Genomic DNA, 18,838 nt, shown 5'->3' with positions numbered 1-18,838 from the left:
GAAGACGATGAAGACGTGTGTCATCGGAATCGATGTGGGGCTCACGAGCGCGAAAGCTGCGGCGTTTGACGAGGCCGGTTACGAGATCGCGACTGTCTCGGCCCCGAACCCCCGCGTCGCAGTCTCGCGCGAACGCCAGGAGATCGACATGCGTGCGCTCTGGGACGTCGTCGCGGGAGTGCTGCGCGAGCTCCACGACGGGCTCGTGCGCGACGGCTGGACCGTGCGCGGAATTGGTGCGACTGGCCACGGCAACGGGCTGTACCTTGTCGACGAAGCGCTTGCGCCAGTGCGCACTGCGATCGCCTCGACGGATAGCCGCGCGGAGCGGGTCGTTGCGAGTCTGGACCCAGAGACTGTTGAATCGGTGCGTCGCGTCAGCGGCTCGATGCCGTGGGCCGCGCAGCCCGGTGTGCTGTTGCGCTGGCTGCACGACAACGAGCCGGAGACCCTCGACGCGGCAGCCTGGGCGCTCACCTGCAAAGACTGGATTACCGTCTGCCTCACGGGCGCGCCGAGCGCTGACTTGTCAGACTCGTCGGGCTGCGGGCTCGTGAACCTCCGCTCGCGCGAGTACGAGCCGGCGGTCTTCGACATGCTCGGAGTGCCTCGAGACCTCATGCGGTTGTTGCCCAAGCTGCACCCGTCTGACGAGGTAGTCGGGGCGGTGACAGCTGAAGCCGCCGCGCTGACGGGCCTGCCCGTTGGCGTGCCCGTTGTCGCGGGCTGCATGGACTGCGTGGCGAGCCCGCTCGGAGCAGGATCGACAGAGAGCGGCGACGTCACAGTCATCGTTGGCACCTGGGCGATCAACAGCGTTGTCGTGCCAGCAGACGCTGAGCCGCCGCGAGTCACGATCAATGCGCTCCTCCCGGATCCGCGCTTCATGCTCGCCATGGAGGTCGCCCCCACATCGGCGGCGAGCATCGAGTGGGCGGCGAACGTGCTCGGTGACCGCGCCGAGCACCCTGTCTCTCCCCGGGAGCTACTTGAAGCTGCGGGGGATGTACCACCGCTCGCCGATGGGCTCATCTTCCTCCCGTTCATCCACGGTGCCCCAGAGCACCTGGGGGCTTCGGGCACGCTTCTTGGTATCAAGGGCAGCCACGGGTACGCCCACGTTGCCAGGGCGGTGGCCGAAGGTATCACGCAGTACCACCGCGTGCAGATCGAGAAGGTGACGAGTAGCGAGGCCAAACTCAGCGAGGCGCCGTGGACCCTCGCGGGCGGCGGCGCGAAGAACCCGCAGTGGGCGCAGATGTTCTCAGACGTCGTCGGGCACCCCATGCGTAGGCAGCTTGGTACAGAGCTCGGAGCCCGCGGTGTGGCCTCGCTCGCAGCGACGGGCATCGGCTGCGACATGGCTGCGTGGCGGGTCGAACCCGATCCTGACCTCGTCGTGGAGCCGGGGCCCGAGCAAACGCAGTACGCCGCACAGGCGGCGATGTTCGACCGCATCATCATCGCAATGGGACCCGTCTGGGAGGAATACAAGTGACAACCGATCTGCAGCGTGACCTCGAAGACATCGTCCGGGTCAGTCGAGAGCTCGGTGGCGACCCGTCGCTCGTGCTCCACGGCGGTGGCAACACGTCGATCAAGACCGTCGGCGTCGACGTCACGGGCGCCCCTGTCGACCTTGTGCTCGTGAAGGGGAGCGGGTGGGACCTCGGCACAATTGAGGCGCCTGGCTTTGCCCCGCTGCGGCGCGACAGGCTCGCTGAGCTCCTCACTCTCGCCGAGCTCGACGACGTCACAATGGTGAACGAGCTGCGCCAGGCGTCGCTCGATGCCGCGGCACCGACGGCATCGATCGAGGCGCTGCTCCACGCGTATCTGCCAGGCAAAGCCGTGCTGCACTCCCACGCCAACGCAATTGTCACGCTCACAAACAGTGGGTTCTCAGACGCCGATCTTGTCGCCGTGCTCGGCGAGCGAGTGCTCGTATTGCCCTACGTCATGCCAGGCTTCCCACTCGCGCGGCTCGTCGCCGACAGCGATGTCTCGGGGGTTGACGCCGTGGTGTTGCGAAACCACGGCCTCTTCACGTTCGCCGACGACGCCGACGCGGCGCTCGCGCGACACCGCGAGCTCGTGGCGCTCGCGGAGGCCCACCTTGGAGTCGACTCGTGGGGCGAGCCGGGCGAGCTCACGCCTGCGTCTGGCACTGCGGTTGAGCTCGCGACGCTCCGCAGAGACGTGTCGCGCGCGGCTGGGGCTCCGATGCTTGTTCGGCAGACGCGCTCCGCGCGCGGGGCGGAGTTCGCCGCCCGGCCCGAGGCAGCCGAGCTCACGAGCCGCGGCACTGCGACACCCGAGCACGTGATCCACACGAAGCGCACGCCGATGGTTGGCCGTGACGTCGAGGCCTATGCGGCCACCTACCGCGAATACTTCGCCCGAAACGCCGCCCGCGCGACTGCGGACGTCTCTGAGCTGCACCCGGCCCCGCGCGTCGTGCTCGATCCGGAGCTCGGGTTGCTTGTGACAGGCGCGACGACCAAGGACCTGAAAGTGGCGGGAGATGTCGCGCTTCACACACTCGACGTCATCGACGCTGCCGACGCTGTCGGCACGTACGGATCGATCTCGGAAGCAGAATCGTTCGATATCGAGTACTGGTCGCTTGAGCAGGCGAAGCTCTCAGGGAAGAAGACGAAGCCCCTCGGTGGCGAGGTGGCGATCGTCACGGGTGCGGCGTCGGGCATTGGCAAGGCCATCGCCGAACTACTCTTGGCGCAGGGCGCAGCTGTCGTGGGGATTGATCTGAACCCCGAGGTCGCAACGCTGAGCGACAGTGACTCGTGGCGCGGTGTGACAGGGGATGTGAGCGCGCCCGAGATTATCGACGCAGCGATGGAGACTGCGGTCCGCGAGTTCGGTGGCGTCGACATTGTCGTGGTCGCGGCAGGCATTTTCCCGCCGAGCCAGGTGCTCGCGGAGCTCGACGATGAGGTGTGGGACCGCGCATTTCGCGTCAACGTCACGGCCGTGGCGCGGCTGTTCCGCGCAGTGCACCCGGTGCTCTCGCTCGCGCCAAACGGCGGACGCGTTGTGCTCGTCTCGACAAAAAATGTTGCAGCGCCTGGGCCGGGCGTCGCTGCCTACTCGGCGAGCAAGACCGCTGCGGCACAGCTCGCCAGGGTCGCTGCGCTCGAATGGGCCGCCGACGGTATCCGGGTCAACCAGGTTGAGCCAGACGCCGTCTTTGACACTGCGATCTGGACGCCGGAGCTCCTCGCTGCTCGCGCGGCGAACTACGGACTGAGCGTGGAGGAATACCGCACCCGCAACCTGCTCCGAACGGAGGTGCGAAGCGTCACGGTAGCTGAGGCAGTCGTCGCCTTCTGCGAGCAGTTCCCCGCTACGACAGGCGCGCACCTGAGCGTCGACGGTGGCAACGACAGGGTCATCTAGACGCGCGACCAGAGAAGGGTGAGGCAGGCGAGAAAAGTCTGCCTCACCTGTCGCCTGCTAGCGCTTCGACGCGCGGTATCCGGCGCGCTGCGCAGCGGCAGCCGTTGTGAAGCACTCCTCAGGTTTGGTCCTGGAATAGTACTGGCCGCCCTTGACGTGGTAAATCATCGAGTTCGCATTACCCTTGATCGGAGCCCAGGCCGGGCAGTTCCAGGAGCTCGCGGGCTTGGTGCGCGATGGGTAGCCAATGTTTCCGGTCGCTGCCGAGGTCTGCGACGCGGCGGTGTACCCCGACTTACTCCCGGTAACGCGAACCGAGATTCGTTTGCCCGCGTCCGCCGCGGTGAGCGAGTACGTGGTGCCCGTCGCGCCCGTGATAGCTGCCCCGTTGCGGAGCCACTGAGTTTTGAGCAAGGCCCCTGCGGTCCACTTGCCGCGATTCACGGTGAGCTTCGAGCCGACGAGTTTCGTGCCCGAGATCGCTGGTTTCGCTGTGCCAAGGACGCGGGGCACAGCTTTGGCCGCTGAGGTCTTGGCGACCGTGAGGTAGCCCGATTTCTTCCCGGTCACCCTGACGCTGATCTTCGCGCCACCGTCGGCGGAGGTCAGCTTGAAGGTGCTCTTCGTCGCGCCCTTGATGGCCGATCCGTTGCGAAGCCACTGGTACGACAGGGAGACCGGGGCAGGCTTCCAAGCTCCCGGCTTCGCGGAGAGGGTCTGCCCGACCTTCACGGTGCCCGAAACGGCCGGGGCGGGAGCAGTGGCGAGCGATCGCAGGACGGCCGCGCTAGCGCCGGAGGTCTGCGACACTGTCCCGTACCCGCCCAGTGTTCCGGTGACACGGAAGGTGATTCGTTTGCCGATATCGGCAGCGGCGAGCTTGTAGGTCGTACCCGTCGCCTTGGGAATGGCGGCACCGTTTCGCAGCCACTGGTACTGCAGCTTTACGGGCTTGGGACCCCAGGCGCCGGGAGCGCCAGTCAGCGTGTAGCCGACGGCGGCGGTGCCCGAGATCGTGGGCTTCTTCGACGCGAGTGCACCGGCAACGACTGCGCGCGTTGGCGCCGAGGACCGGACGGCCCCGCTGTAACCGTAGCGCGAAGCTTCAACAGTTGCAGTGATCGCCTTGCCAAGGTCGGCGGCGGTGAGCGTGTAGCTGGCCGCGGTTGCACCCGGAATCGTTACGCCGTTGCGGTTCCAGCGGAACGTGAGCATGGCGTCGCCGGGTGCTGGCTCTGCGAGCGATGCCTGCAACGTGCTTCCGACGGCTGGGGTGCCTGTGAGGCTCACAGCCGCGAGACTCATCGAACCTGGCCCGACAATGACTGGCTCGGTGAAGACAGTGAGGGACTCGCCGTTTCGCGCGGTCGCGGTGATCGCGGCGCGAAGGGCGGCGCCGAGGTCGTCTGGCTGCGGCGTGTAGCTCGCGCCGAGCGCGCCGCCAATGTCGACACCGTCACGCTGCCAGCTCAGTTCGAACTCGAGCTCGGCATCCGGCCAGACGCCGAGGCTTGCCGCCACAGCGGTGCCGACAACTGCGCTACCCCCGACGATCTCTGGGGGCGTTGTCGGGGCTCCGACGGGAGCGGGGGCCTCAGTTAGCTCGGGGCCTTCGACGCTGCCAGGAGACTCTGGCTCGAGCTGCTGCGCCGGGGTCGACGTTGTCTGGGGGAGCGCTTGAGTAGCGGCGATCGCGGCGGGCGCGTCTGCCGAAACTGTCGCGCCAAAGACAAGAGCGGAGGCGAGGAGCGCGCCAGTTATTCTCAACATTGAAACCCCCATCAAACTACATAGACTTTGCCAGTGTAGCCCGGAGGGGTGTGACGACAAACACTGCGACAGGGGCGCACGAACGGCGCATCGCTCTTGCTAATTGAGCTGCGTAATCTCGGTTATCGCCTCGAGTGGCAACGTCCGCTCGACGCCGGCGGTCTCGTCCAGTGCGCGCATGCGGCCACCAGCGAGTGACACAGGCACGATCGCGAATGTTCGTGCTTCGCCCCGGATCTCGACACTGACGCTCAGTCGAGTGCGGTCGCGGATCGCGAGCGTGATGAGCCTGCTCGTGTCTGTGGGCCCATCGCTCGCCGACTCGAGTACCCGTTCGACGAGTGCCTCAGCGGCAGATCCTCGGCGCTCGGAAGCGTCGGTAGCGACCGTTGGGGCGGAAGCCTTGGGAGATACTGTGCGCTCTCGGCCTTCCTTTGCCGCAACGAGACCGTCGGCGCCGCGTGCTGGGTAGCGGGCATCCAATAGTGCGGCAAGCACGTGATCGGCTCGAAGCCGCGAGTAGAGCACTGGTGCGGCGACCGTGAACGCATCAAGCGGGTCTAACGCCTCGGGCTCAGGTTCGTGAAGTTGCAGGTGGGCAAGCCGACGGTCGACGAGCACCGTGGAGCGAAGCTCGGGGCGCGCAAACTCGATCCGACTCCGCCACTGCTCCCCGAGAAAGGGGCTCACGACGATACTCCCGGCGCGCTCGCTCAGCGTCGTGATGAGGTAGTCAACGGGTTGCGGGATGCCGGTGAGCGCGAGGTTCTCGAGCAGCTCGCGAATCTCGGAGCCATCGAAGCCGCGGTGGAAGGCCTCGGAGAGCGTGGCCTCAGAGATTCGCAGGGTTGACGCGACCCCCAGCTGCTCGGGCAGTGCGAGTGCCGCGAGCGCCTCCTCCTCTGTTGCGCCAAGCGGGCCCGGGACGATCACTGAAAGGTCGGGCTGAATGTAGATGCCGGGGGCATGCTCGGGAAAACCGAGTGGCCGTGCCTTGCGGTCGAGACCCAGCTCGCCGCGAAGCACGGCAATTCCGGGCTCGCTGAAGCTGCCCGACACTGTCAGACCGATGCGCTCCCAGAGGCCTGCGGCCCTGTCGATCGCGGTAAACGTTGAGTCAGTCACGAGCGGGAACTGCTCGGGGAAATGCTCGACGACCGGACGAAGCTGCGACCCCACAGTTGCTCTCGTGAGGAGGCCGCGCAGCTCGCTCGGCATAAGCTCAACCGCGGCCTTTGCGAGAGCGATCCACCTGTCGTCGTGGCTCGCGCCGAGCCAGTGTTCCCCGTTCGAGGTGCACAGGCCGTCAGACGCGTACGCGAGATCCGCAGCGCGCAACAAGACGACGAGTTCGCCGGCATGGGGAATCGCGAGCCGATCTTCAACCGTGCGCAGCCAGGCGGAGGCGACGTCGCCGTTTCTGTTGAGCTTCGCTGGTGCGCGCCCGAGCTCCCGCAGCAGCCATGCGGCCTGTCCCGTGGACGTGAGCGCGGCGGCGAACCAGGATGATGTGTCTGCCGCTTCGACGTCAGCGCGTGGGGATGCGTGTGACTGGCCTTCGAGCAGCGCTGCGGCGCTCAGCCCACGGAGGGCGAGCAACGCCTCGAGGGCGGCGGTGACTTCAGGCAGCTCCGCGTTGCCAGCACCGAGCAATCCCCGCGCCCGAAGCTGCCTAGCTGCATCATCGTCAACAGGGTCGTCGATCTGTATCGACTTCGGCGCGCCAGCACCTTCACTGTCGGCGGCTTGCGCGAGACGTGTGAGCTGGTTCCTAGGAAGCAGCGTGAGCGCCTGGGAGATCGACTCGGGCTTCAGTAGCTCGCTTGCGAGATCGAGCGAGTCGTTGACCGAAGCTGGGACGGCCACGCGGCGCGAGCGCACGAGCGCATCCAGGCTTGCCCTGTCGAGCGAGGCGATCAGGGACGAGAGCGCGAGAGTGCCACTCAACGGGCGAACCTCGCTAGACGGTTCCGCGGCGGGCATCCCGGCTGCGGCGGCGTTGCGCGACGATCAGCAGGACGACGAGCAACGCAAACCCGATCGGAAGCGCGAACAGCGAGATCCCGTAGACCACCGGCCAGAAGCCTTCGGCGACAGCCTGGCGGTTACTCATACCAACGATGAGCGTCGCAAAGAACGACCCGAGTGCGACGACAATGATCGAGACCGTCGCGTAGGCGAGAATCCGCTCGAACAGCGACGGGGTGCTGGTTTCTTCGGTGCTCATTCCACCGAGTTTAGCGCGCGCTTGTGCACAGTCCCTCTGAGCTGTGGTTTCGCACAGTTCTAAACGGCCGAACGGCTAGACTGCTAGTCAACGCACGGACATACGGCCGGGCACGAAAACGTTTGGCCGAGAGGCCACTGCGGCAGATGCCGCGAAGGGAAGGGCGAGACATGCCGAACGGCAAGGTCAGGTTCTACGACGAGGACAAGGGCTTTGGCTTCATCCAGGGCGAAGACGGACAGCAGGTCTACCTGCACGCGTCGGTGATCCCGGATGGCGTCGAGGTGCGTGCCGGAAGTCGGCTCGAGTACAGCGTCGGCGAGGGGCGTCGCGGCCCCCAAGCACTGTCAGTGCGAGTGATCGACACGCCACTGCTCGCGAAGAGGAGCCGTAAATCGGCCGACGAGATGGCAGTGATCATTGAAGACCTCGTCAAGCTGCTCGACGCTGTTGGTGGCAAGCTCAAGGGCGGGCAGTATCCAGAGCGGCAGGCTTCGCGCCAGGTCGCCACGATGCTGCGACGAGTGGCGGATGATTTCGATGTCTGAGCAGAACGCCGAACAGTCCGCCATCGACGGGTCAGCCCAGCCTGATGAGACGACCGAGGCGCGCACACCAATCGAACCAGACGCGGTGCTCCTCACCCGAGAGTCGCGTGCGCAGGCGCGCGCCGCGCTTGAAGAGATCACCGACGCCAAGTCGATTGGCGGTGACGCTGGTTACGAGGTGAACGACGAGCGCACGGTCACGGTGTTCTTCGAGAGCTTGCTCGCCGGTTACCCCGGATGGCGGTGGGCTGCGGCGATTGCCCGAGTCGACGAGGACGCGCCGGTGACTGTCCTTGAGGTGGAGCTGCTGCCGGGCGAGGGGTCGATGCTCGCCCCCGAATGGGTGCCGTGGTCTGAACGGCTCGCGCAATATCGAGACGCGCAGTCGCGCCAGTCGAAGGAGGCAGCAGCCGAGCACGCCGCGGCGGAGCAGGCAGCAGCGGAACTTGCCGACCTCGATGACGCCGACGAGGACGCGCTCGAGAACGACTACGCCGACTACGAAGACGATCTTGACGGCGTCGACCTCGGCGAGGGCGACGACGAGGACGGCCACGACGACGCTGACGACGACGCTGACGACGACGTTGATGACGATGACGGCGACGAGGATGGCGACGACCTCGACAACGACGAAGATGATGACGACGACGATGAAAACGATACAGACGACGCTCACGCCGCCGCCGATGACTCGGAAGATGCGGACGACGAAGACTGACCCGTCTGAGGGGCGCACCGTATGACGGCAGCGACCACAGTTGGCGAGTTCTGGGAGACACGTCGAGCGAGTGACTCCACGCTGCCCGCGGAGATCCCGGAAGCCTGGGCGTTTGGAGCGACGAAGGAGCACGCGGATAGCCTGCTCCAACTCGTGCTTGATGGGACGAAGACAGGTACGGCCTCGTCGGTATGGGACTACGAGTTCACCGGAGAGTCGCTGCCGCAGGTTGGCGAATACAGCATCATTCTCGACGGTGCCGGTGAGCCGAGAGCGGTCATTGTCACCACGAGCGTGGAGATCGTGCCCTTCGACGAGGTGACCGAGGAGCACGCCCGGGCGGAGGGGGAGGACGACCGCACCCTCGCGTCGTGGCGAACCATCCACGAACGCTATTGGCGGCTTCACTCGGAGAGCCCGAAGGGGTACGAACCCGACATGCCGGTACTGTGCGAGCGATTCCGGCTCGTCTACGGCTCGTAGCCTGCTCGCGAGTGCCACCGCAGGGACCGCCGGCCGAACCTCCCACACGGCGATTGACTTGGCTACGAGTCGGGCGGCAACTGGCCGTCTCGAATGATCGACTTCGTCGGAACATCCCATGTGTACGTCGAGACCGCGCTACCCGACGCCGTGAGTTCGCCGTCCTGCTGCCAGCGGTACTCGACGCCGAGCGAGTATTTCGATACTCGGGATACCCGCGGGGATACCCCGATTCCACTGTCTGCATCAGTGCCGACGAAGTCGCCGTAGTGGAAGAACATGATGGGGGTGGGGGAAGAGGTTCCCGATCCGGCAGACGGCAAAACTGCCCAGGAGAGGGGCATGCATGCGTCGAATGTTTCGCCTGCCAGATCGATCGCGCGCTCCAGGTCCCACCCGTCCGCCTCGGCGGTGCGCGACGCGAGATCTGCAACGGCACGCGTAACCGCGGGCCCCGGCAGGTGCTCAACGCACGACGTCGTCGTAGCGCGCTTGAGCGATGGATTCGCGGTGAGGATCGCATCAATTGCAGACTGCTCGTAGAATGCTGTCGAATTCTCGATCAGTACTATCCAGACGTCGCCGATGAACGAGTGCGAGATGCCGATCGTGCCGCGCATGTCGCCGGTTTGGATCGCCTGCGTGAACACCGTCGCAGGCCCCCTCGTTGACTCCGTGAAATCCGATGTGCGCAGGTCGGCGATGAGCGGCTTCATTGCGCTCTGCGGAAGTTCGGCAGTGAGCTGGTAGAGGTAGACGCTGTCGAGGTAAATGACCCAGTTGCAGTTGCGCTCCTGCGTGACAGATTTCACTGCAGTGAGCGCGCTCGGGCTCGCGAACTCGTTGAAGAGCGCCCGGTCTGTCTCACCGAACTGAGCAGTGATTCGCTCCCTGCCGAAGGACGTGAGGAACTTTGTCTGCTCGGCCTGGGCTGCCGGATTGACCGAGTCGCACTCGGGGATGACTGCGGGAGCCGATCCTGATTCGACGTCGCCTGGCTGGGTGGGCGTGACCTCCGCAGTGCTCGTCGGTTGCGGCGACGCCGCGGTGCACGCGGTGAGCGCCGCCGCGCTCGCGAGCATCACGCCAGCGAGCACTCTAGTGATCGCTGCGTTCGCGCGTATGCGTCTCATGTCGCTACCCCAACCGCCAGGCGGGCGCCCGGCGCCTTCACTTAACCGTACGGGATGATCGCGCGATTTCCAGTTGAGCGACGCGAACTACGGGGGAGAAGACCTCCTTTCGGGGGTCCTCACTTGACCTAGCCGGCGAGGGACGTCCCGTACGATCAGAATTCCGGGTAGATGACCTCAAGCTCTGGGTACGCTTCCGGGCGTAGCCGTTCGATGCCCCGCCCGATCTCGATGTCGACGAGCAGCAGAAAAGGCTCGCAGACGTTCAGGATTCTCGTGACAACGCCGAGCTCGGTGTCGATCACCATTGTGCTTCGCATCGATGGGTCACGGCCGTGTTCGAACGTGATGAGCACCGACCGTTTCCCAACCCGCTGCAGCAGTACTGGCCAGTCGACGTCTGCGGATCCGCCCCACAGGTAGCGGCTCTCAGGGAACCCGAGTGACGCCGGTTCGACGATGGGCACCCGATCCTCCGTGCCGTGGGGCATGGCTTCTCCGTCGAAGAGGAGAGCGCCATCACGAAGTTCAATCGAGTCGCCATCTTCGGACACCGCGAACCATGCTGGCACTGTTCTGTCGACCTCGAGGTGCCACTGCTTGACCCGATCGAGCGACTGGTAGAGGACCCGCCCGTGAAAGCGCTCGGCAGCGAGCAGCGACCGAACGTAGGCCAGCACAGCCGGGGCTTCATCGCGAGAAAGCACCTTGTCAAACATGTTGGGTTCTCCTGCCCCAGTGAGTGTGCGTTTCAGCGTAGCTTGTGTCTGCCCGCGCGCGACAGCCAGTCGCGTACGAGCGCACCGACGACCTCAGGCTGCTCGATGTGCACGTTGTGACCTGCGCCGTCGAGCACAGTGAACGTGCCGCGCGGGTAGTGACGTGCTGCGGCGAGCCCGTCGGCGAACCCGACGACGTGGTCCTGCCTACCGAAGACGTGCAGCGCTGGCGCAGTGAACGGCTCATGGTGCTCAGTCTCTGGCGCGTATGCGTCGGTGTAGGTCGCGTTGAGTCGCGCGAGCACCCGCAGTTGTGCGCCGCGAATGCCAGGCAACACGTAGCGTTCGAACCCGCGAAGGGCTTGCTCGGTGTGGATCACAGCCATCTCCTCAAAGTCCGAACGGGCTGCCCCCGCGAGTTCGAGGATCCTGTGATCGTGAATCATGACCTCGCGCGGGGGAAGCTCGCGCAGGGCGCGATCAAGTTCGAATGCGCCCGCGAGCGTCGCGAGGCCCAGGCACTGTGGCGCGAGTGCGTGCGCGACGTGGCGGGCGACCATCGCGCCAAACGAGTTCCCTATGATCGCAAACGGGCCGCCGCCAGCAAGCTCGCGCACCTCGGCGAGCACGGCGTCGGCGACCTCCTTCGGCGTCTTGGCCCCCGTGTCGGTCGCGCCTTCGGCCCACGGCAAGTCGATGTAGACGCGCCGCCAGCCCTCGGTGTCGATCATCTCGTCGACAGGCAGCATGATGCGGTGGTCGACCCCAAAGCCGTGCACCGCAACCAGTGGTATTCCGTCTCCGCGGGTCTCTGCAATCACCCTAAAAGCCTAGCCACCTCGGCGGCTCGTGCGGCAGAGCTCAGGAAGCCATTCAAGCTGCGGCGATCCTGATCTCGCCGGTCCGCTAGCGGGGGAGCGCGGCCGCGAGCACTTCGCGCGCGTGCGTCCAGAGCAGCGCTCCGCCCGCGTCGTCGCGAATTTCACGCGTCGCACCTGGGATGCGCGCGGTCAGGATCTCGCCGTGGTCGGGGGAGTGGCTGCGGTCGTGGCTCCCAAACCACACCTGCACGGGGCATGCGATCCGTTCGAGATCGAGGCCCCAAGAGCGCATCGCGAGCATTGTGTCTTGTACGTAGCCAGCGCCTGCGTTCGCGAACCCCTCCGCGAGAGCTGCGCGGTATCGCGGCAGAAACGTGGGTGAGGTATAGAACTCTCTGTCGCTTTCGTGGGACCCGCTAAGCACCATTTCCTCCATCGCCTGCGCGCTGAAACCAGCGAGTATGGCGGCAGCCTCCCCAGGACTCGTTTCAGCAAGATCGGAGAGTGCGGTCGCTTCTGCGGGCAGGAGCGCGTGGACGCCACGGTGCTGGAGCTCGTCTGCCGGAGAGACGAGCAGGAGCCGCTCGGCGCCGCCAGCGAGCGCCAGGGCGAGCCCAAAGATTACTCCCTGCGAGTTCGCGACGATGGGGATCGAGGTGGCACCGGCACCAAGCACCCCGGCCAAGAACGCGCGGTAGTCGGACGCAGTCGACTCGATCGTACGTGCGTCGGTGGGCGACGAACTACCAATGCCGGGCCGGTCCATCGTGATCAGCCGGACGCCGGTGTCTCCGAGCGCATCCTCACCAAACACCATCGACTTGCCCGTCGCGGCGCCCGCGACGAACAACACGGGCCGCCCGTCGACCGGGCCGAAACTCGTTCCCGCGAGTACCCGACCGTCGGGGAGGTTGACGCGATGCTGCTGCGGGTTGAATTCCATGCTCAGAGTGTATTGCGTAGGGCTACTGGTCCCTGGCGTCTGTGCCGCTAGGACTTGCACCTTCAGGCGGTGCGCGACCTAGTATCGACTACCTTGCCCGTGCGGAAGTTTGCGAGCGTGACGTCGCCCCGAGCAACCTGCTGTGTGTGCGTCGCTACGAAGCCGCAGCGCTCGAACACCGGCCGCGCCGTGATGTTCACATTGGCAGTGAGCTCTCGCGCCCCCGCCTCGCGGGCTCGACGTTCGGCCTCGGTGTAGTCACGCACCTGCAGGGCATTCGGGGTGTACATGCGCATATTCCACGGAGCGTATGCGTATGACCCTGAAAAGCGCTCGCCGCATCTCTGCTCGTACAGTACGGCTCCTATCCCGCGACATCGGCGAGCAGCACGAGTTCTTTCGGCATCGGCCAGTCGAGCCGGTGCGAGGGGAGCGGTACCCCGCCGATGGCGTCACCGTAGTCATCCTCCTGCACGGTGATTCCGTCGGGGGAGACTTCGATGATTTTCACCCGCGTCCATACGTCTGGTGTCTTCCAGTAGGCGTAGCGCTCGGCGAGGTAACCGATTCCGAGCTCCTCGAGCCGCTCCTCCGCGCTGAGCCAGTCGACGGGCTCTGAGCGGCGTCCGAGTAGATCGATCGTCGCGAAGTCCTCGCCTTCGGGAACGATCCATCCGATCAGTTCGTTGTCGCCGCGACGGTGCTCAATCCAATCGGTGGGTACGGGGGTCATTGCTCCAGGCTACCCATCCGGCTCGTGCACCAGCCAGTGTCCTTACGCGAACGGAAGCTGGCGCGCGTGATCCCGTGTGCGCGTGTGAAACACAGGCAACACCGAAGGTGGTCCTCAGCCTTCGGTGAGTTTCTTGCGCATCTTGACGCTCGTCGTCTCGTAGCCCAACGACTCGTAGAGGCCCCGGGCGGTCGTGTTAAACCCAAAGACGTTGAGGCCGAGGGTCGCAGCGCCCTGCGAACGTGCGTACTCCTCAGCCAGACGCATGCCCTCGCGGCCGAGTCCGCGACCGCGGAACACTGGATCGACAACAATGTCCCAGACCCACCACGCTGTCGGATCGTCTGAGTTGTCACGCCCCACCCACAGGTATCCAACCGTCCTGTCGGCCTCGTCGACGATGTTGAACACGGCGTTGGTCGGTGAGGGCTCACCGTCGGGGAACGCGGAGGCCAGACTCTTCGCAGCCTGCCGCGCTGCGGTCTCGGGAGTCGAGCCTGTAGCGACGAGGTCGGCTTCGTACTCGGCCCGCGATGCGCTCAGCCAGGCCGGGAAGTCGTGCGGCGGGATTGCGGTGAGTCGGGCTGCCATATGCGTATTGTCCCAGAGGTGCAGCGGCGACCTGGTGGAGCAGGCGGTAATCTGCTTTCGGGGCTGCGTGCCTTTTCTGAACATGACGCGCCGGAGGTGAGATGGCTAGCCGCAATGACGTTGACATCATCGGCGATGAGCTTGTGATTGTTCCGAGGGGACTGGATAAAGTCTGGGGCTTCCGGCGGAGGATTGTGGTTCGGCTTGCAGACATCGCCGGTGTCGAGGTTGAAGAGCACCCGCACCGTGTCGCAACGGGCTGGCGCGGCCCGGGGCTCGACACCGGTACGAAGCTGAGCGGCACCTTCCACCCGCCTAGCGAGCGCACGTATTGGAACGTCTCTGGGCCTGGTGCCGCGCTCGTTGTTCACATTCGAGGCGGGAGCCCGTTCGACAGGCTCTACCTGTCAGTTGCGAATGCTGAAGCCGCGAGATCGATGATCCGCGATGTCATTGCGGGCGGCCACAGTCCGGTGTGAGCCCGGCGATAACTCGTCGACGGTGCACTTTAGAGCAGGTTGTTCTTCGCGTCCTCCAACACGCCTGACCACCAGGAATTGCGGGCGAACACGGACCGGTCGGCCGCTTTCAGCTCGCGATGGAGTCGCTTGAGCCGAGCCCGGTGGGGTGCCGGCGGCTTCTGCGGAGCTCGGGAGACCACCTCGCCTCTCGCGAAGCGCTCCAGTCGTTCCCGCATCTCGTCGGCAGAGTAGACAGCAGGGCCGGAAGCCTTGGATCCAGAGTCGAGGTAGCGCCCGAACGCTGTGAGGCATGCGTCGAGAGCGGAACGGGATACGTTGAGCGGCCATTCGGCTGAGTGGTCGGCCGCGAGCACCCAGACTGAGCCATCGGCTGCATCCTCGGCAACGAGGAACTCTTCGGGGCTATGAAGATGCCCGATCACGCGAAGCGGGCGCCTGAGTCGTTGGGCGGCACCTGCAGCTTTGGCTACATCGGCCGCATCTGCGTAGAACTGAAAGCCCAGTCCGCCCGTGCGTACGTCGCTCATTGCGCCCCCTCAGCCTCTCCCGTTGACCCGCAGCGAGCCTACCGCGGGCCGCGGTGCTTGTAGATCGGGGAATGCGAGGGCATACAGCCAGAGTCGCGCGAGGACGTTCCCTCGCGCGACTCTAGTTGCTAGACCGCGTCGCCCTCCGCGCGCCCCTCGGTGTTCGGCTTCCAGCCGAGCGCTGGCGCAACATGCTTCGCGAACGAGTCGAGAATGTGCAGGTTGTACTCGGGCCCGAGCTGGTTCGGAATTGTCAGCATGAGCGTGTCAGCTGCCATCACGGCCTCGTCTGCCTTGAGCTGCTCGATGAGCCGATCTGGCGTATCGGCATAGGTCTTGCCGAATGTCGAGCGGAACCCGTCGATGACACCGATCTGGTCCTGCGACTCCGACCCGGGTCCGCCCCCACGGAGCCCGAAATAGAGTTCGTCTTGCTCGGTAACGATCGGGAACACGCTTCGGCTCACAGAGACGCGCGGTTTCCCGGTGTGGCCGGCTTCCCGGTAGGCCTCACGGAACGCGTCGATCTGCTTGCGTTGCAGAATCCCGAGGGGTTCGCCCGTTGCCTCGGTGACAAGGGTCGAGCTCATCAGGTTCACGCCCATCTTGCCTGCGTTGATTGCAGTGTCGGTCGAGCCGGCGCCCCACCAGACGCGCTCCCGCAGGCCCGGCGAGTGGGGCTCGAGGGCGAGTCTGCCAGGAGGCGACATCTTCGGGTCGGCCTCGACAAGCGCCTCGCCCTCGATCGCGCGGAGGAACAGGTCGAACTTCGGTCGCGCGAGGTCGGCCCCGCGTGGATCCTGCGAGCCCGTGTACCCGAACGCCTCGTAGCCACGGAGCGCTGTCTCGGGGGATCCCCGGCTCACGCCGAGCGCGAGTCTGCCGTCGGAGATGAGGTCGAGTGCCGCGGCCTCCTCAGCAAGATAGAGCGGGTTTTCGTAGCGCAGGTCGATGACGCCGGTGCCGACCTCGATGCGGCTCGTGCGAGCCGCCATCGCGGTGAGGAGCGGGATCGGTGATGCAGCCTGGCGTGCGAAGTGATGCACTCGCACGTAGGCGCCGTTGACGCCGATCTCGTCGGCGCCCTCGGCTAGCTCGATCGTCTGCTTGAGCATGTCGCCGGCGGTGCGCACGCGCGACCCGGGGACGGGGCCGTAGTGGCCGAAAGAGAGGAATCCGAATGATCTCATGCTCGGTGTAACGCGCGCCCGCAATTTACATTCCCGCGCATATAGTTCGTATGTCGCGCGGAAGGCGGCGATGTGGGCCAATGCGGTGTTCAGGATCGCCGAGGGTCATACCGCCCGGGTCAATACGGCGGCAAGGACGAGCCCAAGGAGGCCGACGTACCCCCACGCATGCAGGCGGTCGGGAAGCCGCGGTGGCCGCCTCCGCCAAATCACGACGACGGGGATCGACCCGGCGAGCATGAGCGCCGCGGCTCCAACATCTACGGCGCCGAAGGTGAGCACCCCGCCGCTGCCCGCCGCGTGCGGCGTGAGCAAGAACACCGCGAGCGCGGGCACTGAGACGCACAGGGTGAGGGGATTTGCGAGGGCCGCCGCGGTCATCATCGGCATGCCGGCGCGCCGCAGCAGTGGCACTGTCATGACGCTGCCGCCGACGCCGAGGAACGACGCGAGCGCGCCGATCGGCGCCCCGAGCGTTGCCGGGATCGCGAAACGCTGGGCGTCGGCGTCACTGCCGCTTCGGTTCGCCGGCGTGCGCCGGGGGCGCAGAAAGCCCGGCCGCGCCACGGTGTCGAGGATCGTGACGGCGAGGTAGGCGACGAACCCCCACATGATGAGCGCGGCCGGAGCGTTCGCCGCCGCGATCGCGCCGAATGCGCCGCCGAGTCCGAGGAGTCCGAGAAGCCGGCTCGTGCCGCGCAGTTCCGCAAGGATCGCAGGAGGCGTGGCGGCCGTTGCGACCGCAGCGTTCACTGCCATCACCACCGCTGACGTTGCGACCGCGGTCACGGCGGCGTCAGCCCCGGCGGATGCGCCGACCCAGAGAAGGACTGGCACCGTCACGAACCCGCCGCCAAAGCCGAAAAGGACAGTTGTTGTGCCAGTGATGACACCAATGAAAACGAGAAGAAGAATGCTCACTCGATCAATCCCAGCGCCTCTAGCGGTGGCGGACAATCGAAGATTGGCCGACTGCCTTCGAGTTTCGGCCTATGCTGGGTCCATGCGCAATGTCTCTCTAGCGGCGCTCGACGGCTCGGCCCGAACCATACTGCCAATTGCGACCGACTATCCGCCGGGGCACCTCCTTGACTGGCACGAGCATCGGCGGGCGCAACTGCTCTACGCAGCGACAGGCACGATGCTTGTTGAGACGGCGGACGGAGCCTGGACGATTCCGGGGGAGCGCGCCGTACTCATTCCGCCGCTCACTCCGCACAGGGTGCGCATGCTCGACGTCCAGACGAACAGTCTCTATATTGAGCCGGGTGTGGTTCCGTGGTGGCCGGTGACCTGTCGCGCCGTCGACGTGCCCCCACTCCTCCGTGAGCTCCTCAGAGCCGCGGCAGATCTCGGGCGCTCGGAGGGTGAGCACCGCTCGGAGGGTGAGCACCGTTGGGAAGCGGAGCGCGGCGAGGAGCGAGCCGAGGCGCTGCTCGCGCTGATCTTGATCGAGCTCGAACAGGTGCGCGAGGCGCCGCTGAATCTCCCGTTGCCCGCCGGGCCGCCGCTCGCTGGGATCTGTCGCGCGTACATCTCGGCGCCCGATGTTGCTCTCACGAACGCCGACTGGGCGGCGGCCGCCAACGTCGCCGAGCGCACCCTGAACCGCGAGTTCCGCGCGGCGACGGGAATGAGTCCCGGGGCGTGGCGGGCGCGCGCCCGGCTGCTCGCCGCCATCCCGCTGTTGCAGCACCAGACTGTCGCTGAGGTCTCGGGGGTGCTCGGGTATGCATCGCCGGCCGCGTTCTCATTCGCGTTCGCGCGCGCGTTCGGTGAGCCGCCGTCGGCGCTCAGGAGCGGTGGGAGGTAGGCTCAGGGCCCCGCTATGCCGGGGTGGTGTGGACGCTGCTAGTCGCGCGCGCCGCCAATGTCCCCGCGCCCGGGCCTGATCGCGTCAAGTGTGGCGCGAACGAGGGCCATGCGGGCCTCGGGAGTGCGGTCTTCCGCGCGCATCAGGATCTCGGAGAGTACGCCGAGCATTGAGCCGACAAGGGCGCGAAGCACCAGGCGCATGTCGGCCTCCTCTGACTCGGGGATGGCTCGTTGCTGTGCGGCTGCCCACCTGCGCCAGAGCACCTCGCCAATGAGGTCTTGGGACTCAGACATGCGGGCGTATTGGTGAGCGCTGAGGTCCGCTGACCCCGCGAGGATCTGCTGGAACTTGCGACCGCGCTCGTATTCGGCTTGTTGGTCGAGCTTTGACAGCGTGTGCTCGACAGCGTGCTGCAGTGCATCCCAGGGAGCTTCGCCCGGCGGACGGGACTCGACGAGGGCAACGACAGCCGCTGTCTCTTCTGCGGTGTTTGCGAAGAATGCCTCGTCTTTCGTTGCGAAGTATCTGAAGAACGTTCGCTCCGAGATGCCGGCGGCCGCGGCGATCTCCTCGACAGTTGTGGCGTCGTAGCCGTGCTGCGTGAACAGCTCGAGCGCGACGTCGGCGATGCGCTGGCGGGAGGCCTGTCTGGAGAGCTCGCGGAGCGTTGGCTTCGGCATGCTCACAGGTTAACAGCGCGAAAATGTCATAGGCTGA

At 65.9% G+C, this 18,838-nt stretch carries 21 protein-coding genes; 7 read left to right on the top strand and 14 right to left on the bottom strand.

Annotated elements, in window-relative coordinates; translation table 11 throughout:
• Nucleotides 1-7 precede the first annotated feature (7 nt).
• Complete coding sequence (locus KI794_RS12895; protein WP_255808329.1) at nt 8-1,498, top strand: FGGY-family carbohydrate kinase; 1,491 nt, start codon at nt 8-10, stop codon at nt 1,496-1,498.
• A complete protein-coding gene (locus KI794_RS12890; RefSeq protein WP_255808328.1) occupies nt 1,495-3,417 on the top strand; it encodes an SDR family NAD(P)-dependent oxidoreductase in 1,923 nt (640 codons plus the stop codon). Before KI794_RS12895 ends, KI794_RS12890 begins: the two co-directional genes overlap by 4 nt.
• Nucleotides 3,418-3,474: 57 nt before the next feature.
• Here the strand turns inward: KI794_RS12890 and KI794_RS12885 are convergent, their stop codons facing one another.
• From KI794_RS12885 to KI794_RS12875, 3 genes are all read right to left on the bottom strand, one after another.
• Entirely contained in the window at nt 3,475-5,187 is a 1,713-nt protein-coding gene (locus KI794_RS12885) for a sunset domain-containing protein (protein ID WP_255808327.1), read from the bottom strand.
• Between the two features lie 99 nt (nt 5,188-5,286).
• Nucleotides 5,287-7,134, bottom strand: a complete 1,848-nt coding sequence (locus KI794_RS12880) for a helicase-associated domain-containing protein (protein WP_255808326.1) — start codon at nt 7,132-7,134, stop codon at nt 5,287-5,289.
• 13 nt (nt 7,135-7,147) lie between these two features.
• On the bottom strand, nt 7,148-7,414 hold the full coding sequence (locus tag KI794_RS12875; protein ID WP_119284885.1) for a hypothetical protein: 267 nt from the start codon (nt 7,412-7,414) through the stop codon (nt 7,148-7,150).
• Nucleotides 7,415-7,584: 170 nt separating this feature from the next.
• On the opposite strand from KI794_RS12875, the gene KI794_RS12870 reads away from it, so the two are divergent.
• Genes KI794_RS12870 through KI794_RS12860 form a run of 3 tightly spaced genes read left to right on the top strand, consistent with a single transcriptional unit; the run spans nt 7,585 to nt 9,166 of the window.
• Nucleotides 7,585-7,962: a cold-shock protein gene (locus KI794_RS12870; RefSeq protein WP_119284884.1), complete on the top strand. Its 378-nt coding sequence runs from the start codon at nt 7,585-7,587 to the stop codon at nt 7,960-7,962.
• Nucleotides 7,955-8,683 carry a DUF3027 domain-containing protein gene (locus KI794_RS12865; protein ID WP_255808325.1) on the top strand — a complete coding sequence of 243 codons (729 nt, stop codon included), beginning with the start codon at nt 7,955-7,957 and terminating at the stop codon, nt 8,681-8,683. The genes KI794_RS12870 and KI794_RS12865 overlap by 8 nt, the downstream gene beginning before the upstream one ends.
• Before the next feature lie 21 nt (nt 8,684-8,704).
• Nucleotides 8,705-9,166 carry an ASCH domain-containing protein gene (locus tag KI794_RS12860; protein WP_119284882.1) on the top strand — a complete coding sequence of 154 codons (462 nt, stop codon included), beginning with the start codon at nt 8,705-8,707 and terminating at the stop codon, nt 9,164-9,166.
• A gap of 62 nt (nt 9,167-9,228) precedes the next feature.
• Here the strand turns inward: KI794_RS12860 and KI794_RS12855 are convergent, their stop codons facing one another.
• The 7 genes from KI794_RS12855 to KI794_RS12825 all read right to left on the bottom strand — a co-directional run bounded on the left by KI794_RS12855 (nt 9,229) and on the right by KI794_RS12825 (nt 14,106).
• A complete protein-coding gene (locus KI794_RS12855; protein ID WP_255808324.1) occupies nt 9,229-10,299 on the bottom strand; it encodes an LppP/LprE family lipoprotein in 1,071 nt (356 codons plus the stop codon).
• Between the two features lie 155 nt (nt 10,300-10,454).
• Nucleotides 10,455-11,018 carry a hypothetical protein gene (locus tag KI794_RS12850; RefSeq protein WP_119284880.1) on the bottom strand — a complete coding sequence of 188 codons (564 nt, stop codon included), beginning with the start codon at nt 11,016-11,018 and terminating at the stop codon, nt 10,455-10,457.
• 32 nt (nt 11,019-11,050) lie between these two features.
• Entirely contained in the window at nt 11,051-11,839 is a 789-nt protein-coding gene (locus KI794_RS12845) for an alpha/beta fold hydrolase (RefSeq protein WP_255808323.1), read from the bottom strand.
• An 85-nt stretch (nt 11,840-11,924) separates the two neighbouring features.
• A complete protein-coding gene (locus KI794_RS12840) occupies nt 11,925-12,782 on the bottom strand; it encodes an alpha/beta fold hydrolase (RefSeq protein WP_255808322.1) in 858 nt (285 codons plus the stop codon).
• Between the two features lie 62 nt (nt 12,783-12,844).
• A complete protein-coding gene (locus KI794_RS12835; protein ID WP_255808321.1) occupies nt 12,845-13,072 on the bottom strand; it encodes a GNAT family N-acetyltransferase in 228 nt (75 codons plus the stop codon).
• A gap of 74 nt (nt 13,073-13,146) precedes the next feature.
• Nucleotides 13,147-13,515, bottom strand: coding sequence for a hypothetical protein (locus tag KI794_RS12830; RefSeq protein WP_255808320.1), 369 nt, complete (start codon nt 13,513-13,515; stop codon nt 13,147-13,149).
• A gap of 114 nt (nt 13,516-13,629) precedes the next feature.
• Entirely contained in the window at nt 13,630-14,106 is a 477-nt protein-coding gene (locus tag KI794_RS12825; protein WP_119284875.1) for a GNAT family N-acetyltransferase, read from the bottom strand.
• A 101-nt stretch (nt 14,107-14,207) separates the two neighbouring features.
• Between KI794_RS12825 and KI794_RS12820 the strand changes: the two genes are divergently transcribed.
• Nucleotides 14,208-14,585 (top strand): hypothetical protein, encoded by a 378-nt coding sequence (locus KI794_RS12820; RefSeq protein WP_255808319.1) that lies wholly within the window; start codon nt 14,208-14,210, stop codon nt 14,583-14,585.
• 29 nt (nt 14,586-14,614) lie between these two features.
• Here KI794_RS12820 and KI794_RS12815 read toward each other — a convergent pair whose 3' ends face one another.
• The 3 genes from KI794_RS12815 to KI794_RS12805 form a co-directional block, all read right to left on the bottom strand.
• The gene (locus KI794_RS12815) at nt 14,615-15,115 is read right to left on the bottom strand and encodes an SUKH-4 family immunity protein (RefSeq protein WP_119284873.1); all 501 of its coding nucleotides are present in this window, start codon (nt 15,113-15,115) and stop codon (nt 14,615-14,617) included.
• A 128-nt stretch (nt 15,116-15,243) separates the two neighbouring features.
• The gene (locus tag KI794_RS12810; RefSeq protein WP_255808318.1) at nt 15,244-16,305 is read right to left on the bottom strand and encodes an LLM class flavin-dependent oxidoreductase; all 1,062 of its coding nucleotides are present in this window, start codon (nt 16,303-16,305) and stop codon (nt 15,244-15,246) included.
• 105 nt (nt 16,306-16,410) lie between these two features.
• Complete coding sequence (locus KI794_RS12805; RefSeq protein WP_255808317.1) at nt 16,411-17,226, bottom strand: TSUP family transporter; 816 nt, start codon at nt 17,224-17,226, stop codon at nt 16,411-16,413.
• Between the two features lie 82 nt (nt 17,227-17,308).
• Between KI794_RS12805 and KI794_RS12800 the strand changes: the two genes are divergently transcribed.
• Nucleotides 17,309-18,118, top strand: coding sequence for an AraC family transcriptional regulator (locus tag KI794_RS12800; RefSeq protein WP_255808316.1), 810 nt, complete (start codon nt 17,309-17,311; stop codon nt 18,116-18,118).
• A 38-nt stretch (nt 18,119-18,156) separates the two neighbouring features.
• Here KI794_RS12800 and KI794_RS12795 read toward each other — a convergent pair whose 3' ends face one another.
• On the bottom strand, nt 18,157-18,801 hold the full coding sequence (locus tag KI794_RS12795; RefSeq protein ID WP_119284870.1) for a TetR/AcrR family transcriptional regulator: 645 nt from the start codon (nt 18,799-18,801) through the stop codon (nt 18,157-18,159).
• Nucleotides 18,802-18,838: the final 37 nt, after the last annotated feature.

This window comes from Leucobacter aridicollis, from assembly GCF_024399335.1.
GTDB classification, from domain to species: Bacteria; Actinomycetota; Actinomycetes; order Actinomycetales; family Microbacteriaceae; genus Leucobacter; species Leucobacter aridicollis_A.
Note: the sequence above shows the minus strand (reverse complement) of the source record. Positions and strands in the feature narration are given on the sequence as shown.